This is a genomic window from Paracoccus solventivorans, assembly GCF_900142875.1.
GTDB classification, from domain to species: Bacteria; Pseudomonadota; Alphaproteobacteria; order Rhodobacterales; family Rhodobacteraceae; genus Paracoccus; species Paracoccus solventivorans.
Genome location: NZ_FRCK01000003.1, coordinates 205216 through 217350, shown reverse-complemented (window position 1 = coordinate 217350; position 12135 = coordinate 205216). Strand labels below are relative to the sequence as shown.

Here is a 12135-nt window from a genome sequence, read left to right as displayed (position 1 = left end):
ACTCGTTACCTGTCACCCGGCCGATGCAGCCACGGCCTATTCGGCGTAATGGACCCGCAGCCCCTTCAGAAACGCCCTTATCGGCGCCTCTTCAACCGGCAGCGAGGCGGCGCGTTCCAGCGCCGCACGCTTTTCCGGGCCGGTGATCATCAGCAGCGCATCGGTGGCCGAGGTCAGCGCCGGCAGGGTCAGCGTCACCCGCGGCTCGGGCGCGGCCGGGGCGGTGATCGCCAGCACCGGCGGCGCCGAGGGCTCCAGCGCGGCACCGAGCCCCTCGGCCCCGGGGAACAGGCTGGCGGTGTGCATGTCCTCGCCCATGCCCAGCAGCAGCACCGACAGCGGCAGCAGCGGCGCCACGCGCGCCGCAGCCGCCGCGGCGCCCGCGTCGGGGTCCAGCCCCTCGGTATACAGCGGCACCAGCTCTGCCGCCGCGCCCTCGTCGATCAGGTTGCGCCGGATCAGCCGCGCGTTCGAGCGGTTGTGGTCGGGCGCCACCCAGCGTTCGTCGCCGGGCAGCACCACCACCCGCGCCCAGTCCAGCGGCGCCGCCGCCAGCGCCTTGTAGACCGGCACCGGGGTCGAGCCGCCGGGCAGGCACAGCACCGCCCGGTCGCGGGTCTTCAGCGCCATGCCCAGCGATTCGGCGATATCCTGCGCCACGGCCAGCGTCAGCGCCTCGCGGTCGGGATGCTCGGTCAGTTTCATGGTCTCATGTCCCCAGTCTGCATCTCTGTTGCGTGTTGTGGTGGTGGCTCATGCCCGGATCTCGCGCCAGCGGCGCCCGTCGCGGTGCATCAGCGCCAGCGCCTCGTCCGGGCCGCTGCTGCCGGGCTGATAGGGTTCGGGGCGGGCGGTGCCGTTTTCCCAGGCGGCGATGATCGGGTCGATCCAGGCCCAGGCGGCCTCGACCTCGTCCCCGCGCATGAACAGGGTCTGGTTGCCGCGGATCACGTCGGTGATCAGCCGCTCATAGGCGTCGGGCATGTCGGCGCCCTCGGGGCCCAGCGCCTCGGCAAAGCTCATGTCCAGCGGCACCTCGACCAGGCGCATGCCGCCGGGGCCGGGCTCCTTGATCATCACCTTGAGGTTGATCCCCTCGTTCGGCTGCAGGCGGATCACCAGCTGGTTGGCCTTGTGCCCGGCCGAATCGTCAAAGATCGAGTGCGGCGGCTCGCGGAACACCACCGCGATTTCGCTGCTGCGCTCGCGCAGGCGCTTGCCGGTGCGCAGGTAGAACGGCACCCCCTGCCAGCGCCAGTTGGCGATGCGCAGCTTCAGCGCGACGAAGCTTTCGGTACGGCTGTGGGGGTTGTCCACGTCCTGCGCATAGGAAGGCGCCGCCCCCGCCGCATATTGCCCGCGCACCACGTCGGCGGGCGCAACCGGTTCCAGCGCCCGGATCACCTTGAGCTTTTCGTCGCGCACCGCGTCGGGGTCGAAGTGATACGGCGGCTCCATCGCGATCAGGCAGACCAGCTGCATCAGGTGGTTCTGCACCATGTCGCGCATGGCGCCGGCGTGGTCGTAATAGGCGCCGCGCCCGGCGACGCCCACGGTCTCGGCCACGGTGATCTGCACATGGTCGATGTAAAGCGCGTTCCACAGCGGCTCGAACAGCATGTTGGCAAAACGCACCGCCATCAGGTTCTGGACGGTTTCCTTGCCCAGGTAGTGGTCGATCCGGTAGATCTGCGCCTCGGAAAAATGCCGCACCAGCGTGCGGTTCAGCGCCCGCGCGGTATCGAGATCGCGGCCGAACGGCTTTTCGGCGACGATCCGCGCGTCCGGCCCGGCGATGGAATGGTCCGAGAGCCGCCGCGCGATGTCGCCAAACAGCGACGGCGCCACCGACAGGTAGAACGCCTGCACCACCCCCGGCCGCATCCGCGCCGCGAGTTCCGGCCAGCCGGACTCGCCGGTGGCGTCGATGGCCAGATAGGACAGCCGCTCCAGAAACCCCGGCAGCTCGGGCGATTGCGCGCGGGGCGGGTCGAACTCGGCAATCGCGGCGGCCACCTCGTCGCGAAAGGCGGCGTCGTCCATGCGGGTGCGGGCGGCGCCGATGATGCGCGCCTCCGGCGGGAACTGCCCCGCGGCATGGCGGCGAAACAGCGCGGGCAGGATCTTGCGGCGGGCAAGATCCCCGGTCGCCCCGAAGATGACGAGATCGAAATCATCGACCTGGATCAGACGCGATGCCATCGCGGAACCTTTCGGACTGGTGATCAGGTGGTAGAGGCTGCGGGCCGACGCGGCAAGCGCCCAGCCGCCCTGCGGCAAGGGTCCGCCCGGCGTTTGCCGCGTGTTTCCCGCTAGCTTCCTGCCCGTTCCAGCGCCTTGCCCAGCCGCGGCAGCCGCGCGCGGCCCATCAGCTCGCGCAGCGCGACCGGCCCGCCCAGCGCCTGCGCGCGGCCGTGGGCGGCATGGACGCTGGCGGCAACCGGGGCGGCGTCCCTTTGCCACAGATCCAGCAGGAAGGGATCGGGATGGACCGCCCGCAACCCCAGCGCCGCCAGCGTGCGCGCCGGAAAATCGCGCAGGTTGGCGGTGACGATCACGCTCGCCCCCGCCGCCAGCGCGGTTTCGACGACATGGCGGTCGGCGGGGTCGGGCCAGTCGTAGCCGGCGGTCGTGCCGGGCGGCTCGGGGGTCTCTGCCGCCGGATGGCCCAGCCGCAGCAGCGCGATCTCGGCCCTGGCAACGGCGGCGTGCTGCTCGCCCAGCCGCGCGGCGGCGTGGCGCCATTCGGCCAGGATCCGCGCCGACCACAGCGGCGCATACAGCCCCGCCTCGGCCGTGCCGATCAGGATTTCCCGCAGCACCGTGGGGTAAAGCACGCAGGCATCCAGAACCGCCCTGACCATCATCCACCTTGTTTTCCGCGCGCGCCTGCGCCACCTGCCCCTGCATGTCGTCGCCCCAAAGCCGCGCCGCAAGGGGCGGTTGCCGGACAAGACCCCGGCGGGATGCACCAAAGGGCCTGCTTGACTATCCCGGATGGCCGCGCCACCTGTCCCCGGATTACGACCTCGTGAGGGCCACATGTCCATTCCCCAGCAGGGCGGCGGCCCGATCGAGCGGCGCGAAGAGCTGGCCGACTACATCGCCTCGGGCGAGAAACCGCGCGATGCGTGGCGCATCGGGACCGAACACGAGAAGTTCGGCTTTCTGACAGATACGCTGGAACCGCTGCCCTATGAGGGGCAGCGTTCGGTGCTGGCGATGCTGGAAGGGCTGCGCGACCGTTTTGGCTGGTCCGAGCTGCGCGAAAACGGGCATCTGATCGGGCTGTCGCGGGACGGCGCCAATGTCAGCCTGGAACCCGGCGGCCAGCTGGAGCTGTCCGGCGCGCCCCTGTCCGACATCCACCAGACCGACGCCGAGACCCGCCAGCACCTGGCCGAGGTCAGGGCGGTGGCCGAGCCGCTGGGCATCGGCTTCATGGGGCTGGGGGCGGCGCCGGTGTGGCGGCAGGACCAGATGCCGATGATGCCCAAGGGCCGCTATGCGCTGATGACCCCCTATATGCAGCGGGTCGGCACGCTGGGCACCCAGATGATGTATCGGACCTGCACGGTGCAGGTGAACCTGGACTTCGCGTCCGAATCCGACATGGTGCAGAAGCTGCGGGTGGCGCTGGCATTGCAGCCGGTGGCGACGGCGCTATTTGCCAGCTCTCCGTTCCTGGACGGGCAGGTGAACGGGATGAAATCCTGGCGCGCCCATATCTGGCAGAACCTGGACGCGGCGCGCACCGGGCTGTTGCCTTTCGCGTTCGAGGACGGGTTCGGGTATGAGCGCTGGGTGGACTATGTGCTTGATGTGCCGATGTATTTCGTCTACCGCGACGGGCAATACATCGACGCGCTGGGACAGAGCTTCCGCGATTTCCTGAACGGGCGGCTGCCGGCGCTGCCGGGGGAAATCCCCACGCTGTCGGATTGGGCCGACCACATGACCACCGTCTTCCCCGAAGCGCGGGTCAAGAAATACATCGAGATGCGCGGCGCCGATGGTGGACCGCTGAGCCACCTGAACGCCCTGCCGGCGCTGTGGGTGGGGCTGACCTATGACCAGGGCGCGCTGGACGCCGCCAGCGAGCTGATCCGCGGCTGGACGGCCGAGCAGCGCGAAGGGCTGCGCCGCGCCGCCGCCCGCGACGGGCTGGCGGGTGAACACGACGGGCTGCGGCTGCGCGATCTGGCGGCCGAGGTGCTGGGCCTGGCCGAGGCCGGGCTGGCGGCGCGCGGCCAGCTGGCGGGGGGCGCGGACGAGACCGGCTTCCTTGCCGTGCTGCGCGAGCGGGTGGAACGCGGCGCGACGCTGGCCGACGACCTGCTGGCGAAATACCACGGCGAATGGCAGGGCGACCTGACCCGCATCTACGCCGATACCGCTTACTGAAACGGGCTTACTGAAAACGGGGCCCGCATCGAACGGGCCCCGCGAAAGATCAGGCCGGGGCCGAGCTTTAGCCCTGGCGGCGCTCTTCCATGAACTGGTCGAACTCGGCCTTGTCGCGAGCCTCGCGCAGCTTCTGCAGGAAGTCGAGGAAGGCGCTGTGTTCGTCCTCCAGCCGCTTCAGCGTCTCGTCGCGATAGGCGTCGAAGGCGGCGTTGCCGGTGGTTTCGACGCGGTTGAAGCGGCCGGGGCCGGCGTGGCGGCGGGTGCAGTTTCCGAACATGCGTTTGCTCCAGATCATGTAGCCGAGGATGGCGAGGCCGACCGGCCAGGCAGCGACGAAGCCCAGGATCATGGCGATGATCCACGCGGGCTTGCCGCGGGCGTCGAGCCAGTCGCGGGCCTGCATCAGCACCCGCTTGACCGACTGCACGAAGCCGTCGGCCGGCGCGACCGGGGTTGCGATGGGGGGATAGGCATGGGGCATGGGGTGCTCCGGGGCATGTTAATGTTAATCACATTAACAATGTGGAACGCAGCCGGCCCGCGTCAATCCCCCGCCCGCGATTTTTTCATTCGGGGATCACGCCCAGCCCGCGCAGATAGATCAGCACCCCGCTTTCCAGCATCTCGGCGGCGCCGATGGGGCTGCGGGTGCCGGGACGGCCGCGGCCGAACAGCTCGACCACCCCGTGCGACAGCGCCCAGACGTGGTTCGCCACCATCGTCGCGGGCGGGCGGCGCCCGAGGGGCAGGCGCGCGAACAGCGCCTCGGCCGCACGGACCAGCGCCAGCTCGGCCCGCTCGGCGGCGGCGGCCAGATCGGCGTTGCCGGCGATCGACAGCCCCGATTCGAACATCGCCATGTAGAACCCGGGCCTTGCGGCGGCAAAGCCCAGATAGGCCTCGCCCATGCGCAGGAACGCCGACAGCGCCGAGGGTCGGCCGCCGTCGAACGCCGCTTCGAGCCTGGCGGCGAAATCGAGGAACCCCTGCCGCACCACCTCTTCCAGCAGCTGGTCGCGGCCCGAGAAATGCCGATAGGGTGCGGCGGCGCTGACGCCGGCCTGGCGCGCGGCCTCGGCAAGCGTAAAGGCCATCGGCCCCTTCTGCTCGATCAGCGCCACGGTCGCGTCGACCAGCGCCTGCCGCAGGTTGCCGTGGTGATAGCTGTCGCGGGCCATGGGCGCGGCGCCGCCCTAGCCGCCTTCGCCGAAATAGCCGTCGACCAGCTCGGTCAGCGCCTGCATCAGCGCCTCGGCATCCGGCCCCGAGGTGGTGACCTGGATGGCGCTGCCGCGGGGGGCGACCAGCATCAGCAGCCCCATGATCGAATCGCCCGACACCCGCTCGCCATCCTTTTCGACGATGGCGCGGGCGTTGAATTGCTCGACCGTTTCGACGAAGCGGGCCGAGGCGCGGGCGTGCAGTCCCTTTTCGTTGATGATCCGCAGCTCGCGGCGCAGTTCCGTCACGAAACCGCCCTTTGCGCCTGCGGGGCTGCCGGGCCGGGGGCGTAGCAGTCGATGTATTTGCGCCCGGCCTCGCAGGCCAGCATCGCCGCCTGTCCCACGTCCAGATGCCGCGACTTGGCCAGCTTGACCAGCAGCGGCAGGTTGGCGCCGTACAGGATGCGGCGCTGTTCCGGCAGGCAGGCCGGCATCGACAGGTTCGAGGGCGAGCCGCCGAACAGGTCGGTGACGATCACCACCCCCGCGCCGGTGTCGACCGCATTCGCGGCGGCGCAGATCTCGTCCTGCTTGGCGGCGCGGTCGTGATCTTCCTCGATGGTCACGGCCACGATGCCGGCCTGAGGGCCGACGACATGCTCAACCGCCGCGAGGTATTCACGGGCCAGCCCGCCATGTGCAACGATGACAATTCCGATCAACTGTGTTCCACCATCACGACGGATCGGCCTTGCCCGATCCCCCCAGATACGCCCCCGACAGAGTTGCCGCGCCGGCACCGGCTGCCGAAAGGGGCGCCCGGGAACGTCGCTCTATCTCTCGATGTCGTTTAGACACCTGCCAACATTTTTTAGCAAGGTCGTCAGCCATCAACTCGACCAAAGTGACCGAGCGGTGTTGCCCGCCCGTGCAGCCGAAGCCGATGGTCAGATGGGCCTTGCCCTCATCCACCTGCGCCGGAAGAACATAAAGGATAAGATCTCGCAGCTTGTCAAAAAAGGGCTGGAACCGCGGGTCTGCCGTCACGTAATGCTGAACCGCCGGGTCGCGGCCGTCCAGCGGGCGCAGCGCTGGCTCCCAATGCGGGTTGGCCAGGAAGCGGCAGTCGAACATGAAATCCAGCCCCCGCGGCACCCCGCGCTTGTAGCTGAAGGATTCCAGCGACACCGACAGCCCCGGCCCGCCGCGGGCGTCGAAGGACTGCGCCAGCTCGGCCCGCAGGTCGTGGGGGGACAGCTCGGTGGTGTCGATCAGCAGGTCGGCGCGGTCGCGCACCGCGGCCAGCAGGTCGCGTTCGGCGGTGATCGCCTCGACCGGGGGGATGTCGCCGGCCAGCGGGTGGCGGCGGCGGGTTTCGGAATAGCGGCGCACCAGCACCTCGGTGGCGCAGTCGAGATACAGCACCTCGGGCAGGAAGGCCGGGTTGCGGGTCAGCGAATCGATCAGCTCGATCAGGTTGGCGGCCGAGAAGTCGCGGTTGCGCACGTCCAGCCCCAGCGCCAGCGGCACCGGCCGGGGCGGCCCGTCCAGCAGCCGCGGCACCAGCGACAGCGGCAGGTTGTCGATCGCCTCGAATCCCATGTCCTCGAGCGCGTGGATCGCGGTCGAGCGCCCGGCGCCGGAGGGCCCGGTGACCAGCACCAGCCGCTGGGCATCGACGATGCCGCCCGCGGGTGCCTGCGGCACGGTGCCTTCGGCCGCCGCGCCCTGCGCGGTCTCGCCGCTGCTCCCCCTGCCCTCCTCGCCGTTCATCTCGGTTCCCGTTCGGTTGCGCCGCGGCGCGTCAGTCGCTGCGCCCGCCCAGCAGCAGCTGGCGCAGCGCCGGGGCAAGATGCGGCCCCATCGGCCCCAGCACAAGGGGCAGCGCGATCCCCTGCAGGGTGATGCTGCGCCGGGGCGGCAGGCGCATGGTTTCGGCCCGGCCCAGATCGACCACCTGCGCCACCGGCACGGGGCCCGCGGCGGCGGCCGAGAGAATCCCCATCCCCCGCGCCTCGATCCGCCCCGCCAGCGGCGGCGGGCAGGCGGCGATCAGCCGGCCGTTGCGGGCGTCCAGCAGCACCCGGTCGTCGGCAACCAGCAGCGCCCCCTGCGCCATCAGCGCCAGCGCGAGCGACGATTTCCCCGCCCCAGACGGCCCGAGGATCAGCAGCCCCCGCCCCTCGACCGCCACCGCGCTGGCGTGAATCGTGGTCACCGCCGCCGCCCCGGCCGCGGGCGGATTGCAACATCTGCAAAGATGGTATCGCTAACTTCCGATGGTTGCGCTAACTGTGGCCTTTGCCGGTCTATCATCGTCAAATCCCCATGTTATTAGATGCGCCCAGCGACAGCGCCCTTATGGAGTACCGGCATGGCACAGACCCGCGTCAACCCGAACTGCAAACTCGAAGACCAGGGAATCGTCGGGCTGGGCCAGGTTCACTATAACCTGCTCGAACCCGCACTGGTCGAAGCCGCGATCCGGCGCGAGGAAGGCAAGCTGGGTCTGGGCGGCGCGTTCCTGGTGTCGACCGGCGCCAAGACCGGCCGCTCGCCCAAGGACAAGTTCGTGGTCCGCACCGCTTCGGTCGAGGATTCGATCTGGTGGGACAACAATCCGCCCATGGACCCCGAGGCGTTCGAGCGGCTGCACGCCGACATGCTGGAACACATGAAGGGCAGGGAATATTTCGTGCAGGACCTGTTCGGCGGCGCCGATCCCGAACAGCGGCTGGACGTGCGGGTGGTCAGCGAGCTGGCCTGGCACAGCCTGTTCATCCGCCATCTGCTGCGCCGCCCCGAGGCCGAGGAACTGGCCGGCTTCACCCCCGACTGGACCATCGTCAACTGTCCCAGCTTCAAGGCCGACCCGGCGCGCCACGGCTGCCGCACCGAGACGGTGATCGCGCTGAACTTCGATCGCAAGCTGATCCTGATCGCCAACACGGAATACGCGGGCGAGAACAAGAAGGGCGTGTTCACCCTGTTGAACTACATCCTGCCCGGGCGCGACATCATGCCGATGCACTGCTCGGCCAATCACGCCGTCGGCAATCCTGACGAGGTGGCGATCTTTTTCGGCCTGTCGGGCACCGGCAAGACCACGCTGTCGCAGGATCCCTCGCGCACGCTGATCGGCGATGACGAACACGGCTGGTCGGACAAGGGCGTCTTCAACTTCGAGGGCGGCTGCTACGCCAAGACCATCAACCTGTCGCCCGTGGCGGAACCGGAAATCTACGCCACCACCTCGCGATTCGCGACCGTGGTGGAAAACATGGTGTTCGACCCCGACACGCTGGAGCTGGACTTCGCCGACAGCTCGATCACCGAGAACATGCGCTGCGCCTATCCGCTGGAGGCGATCTCGAACGCCTCGGAAACCGGCATCGCCGGGCAACCGAGGAACGTCATCATGCTGACCTCGGACGCCTATGGGGTGATGCCGCCGATCGCACGGCTGACGCCCCAGCAGGCGATGTATCACTTCCTGTCCGGCTTCACCTCGAAGACCCCGGGGACCGAGGACGGGATCGTCGAGCCGGTGCCGACCTTCTCGACCTGCTTCGGCGCGCCGTTCATGCCGCGGCGCCCCGAGGAATACGGCCGCCTGCTGGCCGAGCGGATCCGCAAGTCCGGCGCCACCTGCTGGCTGGTCAACACCGGCTGGACCGGCGGCCCGTTCGGCACCGGAAGCCGGATGCCGATCAAGGCCACCCGCGCCCTGCTGGCCGCGGCGCTGGACGGCTCGCTGAACGGGGTCGAGTTCCGCTGCGACCCGAACTTCGGCTTCGAGGTGCCGGTGAGCGTGCCGGGCGTCGACGACAAGCTGCTGGACCCGCGCGCGACCTGGGCGGACGGTGCCGCCTATGACGCGCAGGCGGAAAAGCTGAAGGGGATGTTCCGCGACAACTTCACCAAATACGAAGACAAGGTGGACCAGGACGTGCGCGACGCGGCGATCTGACCCGACGCCCGGATGCGAGGAAAGGGCCGTCCCTGCGGGGGCGGCTTTTTCTTTGGGCCGGACCGGGGCGCCGCCTCCCTCGGGCTTCGCCCCTTTCTCGCTGAAAACAGTCCGCTGGACTGTTTTCCAGGCGCTCGAAAGCCCGGGGTATTTGGGCCAGAAAGAAGCGACCCTTTTCGGCATGGAATAATTGCCCGGCCGGCCCCGCGCCTGATGGCGCGTGATCTGCCGGGTGCATTCATCCGTGCGATGATTCTGACGATGGCGGCGCCGTGCCTATTTGCGGCGCAGGCGCGAGCGTTTGCGTTCCGCCGCGTCCGCGCGCAGCTTGCCGCGGATGAAACCGCGGCGGGCGGCCTTGCCGCGGGGGCCGCCGGGGGCGGGCAGCGGCGCGCCCTCGACCTCGACCAGTTCCAGCGTCAGCCCGCCGGTGGTGGGCACCGCCTCGGCCAGCCGCACGGTGACGCGCTGGCCGATGCCGATGCGCAGCCCGCTGTCGGCCCCGATCAGCGTTTGGTTATCGGGGTCGTAGTGGAAATACTCGCGCCCGATCTCGCGGATCGGCAGCAGCCCGTCGGCGCCGGTCTCGTCCAGCCGCACGAAGGCGCCGAAGCGCTGCACCCCGTTGATGCGGCCGGAAAACTCGGTCCCCACCCGCTCGGACAGATAGGCGGCCAGATAGCGGTCGTTGGTGTCGCGCTCGGCCGCCATGCTGCGGCGCTCGGTGTCGCTGATATGCTGGGCGGTCTGTTCCAGCGTCTCGATATCCTGCGCCGACAGCCCGTCCTTTCCCCAGCCATGCGCCGAGATCAGCGCCCGGTGCACGATCAGGTCCGAATAGCGCCGGATCGGCGAGGTGAAATGCGCGTAGTTTTTCAACGCCAGCCCAAAATGCCCGAGGTTTTCCGCATTGTAATACGCCTGCGTCATGGAGCGCAGGGTGCTGATGTTGATCAGCTCGTCGAAATCGGTGCCCTGCGCCTGCGCCAGCAGGCGGTTGAGCTGGCTGGTCTGCAGCACCTGCCCCTTGGCCAGGCTGAACCCCGATACCTGCGCCACCTCGCGCAGCGCATCCAGCTTTTCGGGGCTGGGTTCCTCGTGGACGCGGAACAGCAGCGGCCGGCGCAGGCGGGTCAGTTCCTCGGCGGCGGCGACATTGGCCAGCACCATGAACTCTTCGATCAGCCGGTGTGCGTCGTAGCGCTCGCGGAAGGCCACCGATTTCACCCGGCCGTCCGGGGTCAGCTCGATCTTGCGCTCGGGCAGTTCCAGGTCCAGCGGCTGCCGGCGCGCGCGGGCGGCCTTGAGCAGCTCGTACCCCGCGAACAGCGGCCGGATCACCTCGTCCATCAGGGCCGCGGTCTGCTCGTCGTGCTGGCCGTCGGCGGCGGCCTGCGCCTGTTCGTAGGACAGCGAGGCAAGGCTGCGCATCATCCCCCGGCAGAAGCGATGCCCGATCTTGTTGCCCTGCGCGTCCAACCGCATGCGGACCGCGATCACCGGCCGGTCCACGCCCTGGTGCAGCGAACAGAGATCGCCCGACAGGATGTCGGGCAGCATCGGCACCACCCGGTCGGGGAAATAGGTCGAGTTGCCGCGGTTGCGGGCCTCGCGGTCCAGCGCCGATTGCGGGCGCACGTAATGCGCCACATCGGCGATGGCCACCCACAGCACCACCCCGCCCGGGTTGCCCGGGTCGTCGTCCAGCATCGCCGCCACCGCGTCGTCGTGGTCGCGGGCGTCCTCGGGGTCGATGGTGACCAGGGGCAGGTCGCGCAGATCCTCGCGCTCGCCCATGGGGGCGGGTTTCTGGGCGTCGGCCTCGGCCATCACCGCGTCGGGGAAATCGTCGGGAATGCCGTGCTGGTTGATGGCGATCAGGCTGACCGCGCGGGGGGCCGACGGATCGCCCAGCCGCTCGATGATGCGCGCATCCGGCAGGCCCAGGCGGGCGCGGGTGCCGATCTGCTCGGCCTCGACCAGCTCGCCGTCCTGTGCGTCCAGCGTGGCGTCGCCGCGCACCCGCCAGGTCTTGTCCGCGCCCTTGTCGATGGGCAGGATGCGGCCGCCCTCGGTTTCCTTGCGGAAGATGCCGACGATGCGATGCGGGGCGGTGCCGATGCGGCGCATCAGCCGCGCCTCGTACTGGTGGTCCTCGCCCTCGGTCTCGGCCAGCCGGACCAGCACCCGCTCGCCCGCACCCACCGCCGGGTCGGTGCGCCGCGGCAGGAACAGAATGCGCGGCATCGGCGCCGCCCCCTGCCATTCCAGCGGCCGCGCGAACAGGTCGCCGCTATCGTCGGGGGGCAGGATCTCGACCACGCTGACCGGGGGCAGCCGTTCGTAGTCGCGATAGCTGCGGCGGCGGCGTTCCAGCAGCCCCTCGGCCTCCAGCTCGCGCAGCAGGCGCTTCAGCTCGATCCGGGCGCTGCCCTTGATGTTGAAGGCCTTGGCGATGTCGCGCTTGGCGGTCGCGTCGGGGTTGTCTGCGATCCAGTCGAGGATCTGCTGGCGGGAGGGGAGCATCTGGACCATGGCGACACGCTTATCACGCCGCCCGCAGCGGCGGCAGAGGGGAAAGCACGGCCCCGCGCC

Annotated in this window: 12 protein-coding genes; 2 read left to right on the top strand and 10 right to left on the bottom strand. The window is 69.5% G+C overall.

The features are described from left to right. Window positions 1-36: 36 nt before the first annotated feature. From pgl to BUB57_RS06790, 3 genes are all read right to left on the bottom strand, one after another. Window positions 37-705, bottom strand: coding sequence for a 6-phosphogluconolactonase (gene pgl / locus BUB57_RS06800; RefSeq protein ID WP_073064220.1), 669 nt, complete (start codon window positions 703-705; stop codon window positions 37-39). A gap of 48 nt (window positions 706-753) precedes the next feature. Further along, entirely contained in the window at window positions 754-2202 is a 1449-nt protein-coding gene (zwf, locus tag BUB57_RS06795; protein WP_073064746.1) for a glucose-6-phosphate dehydrogenase, read from the bottom strand. Between the two features lie 110 nt (window positions 2203-2312). Then, window positions 2313-2867 carry an RSP_2648 family PIN domain-containing protein gene (locus BUB57_RS06790; RefSeq protein ID WP_073064216.1) on the bottom strand — a complete coding sequence of 185 codons (555 nt, stop codon included), beginning with the start codon at window positions 2865-2867 and terminating at the stop codon, window positions 2313-2315. Window positions 2868-3042: 175 nt separating this feature from the next. Here BUB57_RS06790 and BUB57_RS06785 point away from each other — a divergent pair, with 175 nt between their 5' ends. Further along, entirely contained in the window at window positions 3043-4404 is a 1362-nt protein-coding gene (locus BUB57_RS06785) for a glutamate--cysteine ligase (RefSeq protein WP_073064213.1), read from the top strand. Between the two features lie 67 nt (window positions 4405-4471). Here the strand turns inward: BUB57_RS06785 and BUB57_RS06780 are convergent, their stop codons facing one another. From BUB57_RS06780 to BUB57_RS06755, 6 genes are all read right to left on the bottom strand, one after another. Then, window positions 4472-4888: a DUF2852 domain-containing protein gene (locus BUB57_RS06780; protein WP_084732010.1), complete on the bottom strand. Its 417-nt coding sequence runs from the start codon at window positions 4886-4888 to the stop codon at window positions 4472-4474. Window positions 4889-4973: 85 nt separating this feature from the next. Continuing rightward, window positions 4974-5585 (bottom strand): TetR/AcrR family transcriptional regulator, encoded by a 612-nt coding sequence (locus BUB57_RS06775; RefSeq protein ID WP_073064210.1) that lies wholly within the window; start codon window positions 5583-5585, stop codon window positions 4974-4976. A 15-nt stretch (window positions 5586-5600) separates the two neighbouring features. Further along, window positions 5601-5876, bottom strand: coding sequence for an HPr family phosphocarrier protein (locus BUB57_RS06770; protein WP_143159649.1), 276 nt, complete (start codon window positions 5874-5876; stop codon window positions 5601-5603). After that, window positions 5873-6292 (bottom strand): PTS sugar transporter subunit IIA, encoded by a 420-nt coding sequence (locus BUB57_RS06765; protein WP_073064203.1) that lies wholly within the window; start codon window positions 6290-6292, stop codon window positions 5873-5875. Before BUB57_RS06765 ends, BUB57_RS06770 begins: the two co-directional genes overlap by 4 nt. A gap of 13 nt (window positions 6293-6305) precedes the next feature. Continuing rightward, a complete protein-coding gene (gene rapZ / locus BUB57_RS06760; protein WP_084732009.1) occupies window positions 6306-7343 on the bottom strand; it encodes an RNase adapter RapZ in 1038 nt (345 codons plus the stop codon). Between the two features lie 31 nt (window positions 7344-7374). Further along, a complete protein-coding gene (locus BUB57_RS06755) occupies window positions 7375-7788 on the bottom strand; it encodes an HPr kinase/phosphorylase (RefSeq protein ID WP_073064199.1) in 414 nt (137 codons plus the stop codon). Between the two features lie 156 nt (window positions 7789-7944). Between BUB57_RS06755 and BUB57_RS06750 the strand changes: the two genes are divergently transcribed. Beyond that, the gene (locus tag BUB57_RS06750) at window positions 7945-9540 is read left to right on the top strand and encodes a phosphoenolpyruvate carboxykinase (protein WP_073064196.1); all 1596 of its coding nucleotides are present in this window, start codon (window positions 7945-7947) and stop codon (window positions 9538-9540) included. Window positions 9541-9816: 276 nt separating this feature from the next. On the opposite strand, the gene rnr is transcribed toward BUB57_RS06750, so the two are convergent. Further along, window positions 9817-12075, bottom strand: a complete 2259-nt coding sequence (gene rnr / locus BUB57_RS06745; RefSeq protein WP_084732008.1) for a ribonuclease R — start codon at window positions 12073-12075, stop codon at window positions 9817-9819. Window positions 12076-12135: the final 60 nt, after the last annotated feature.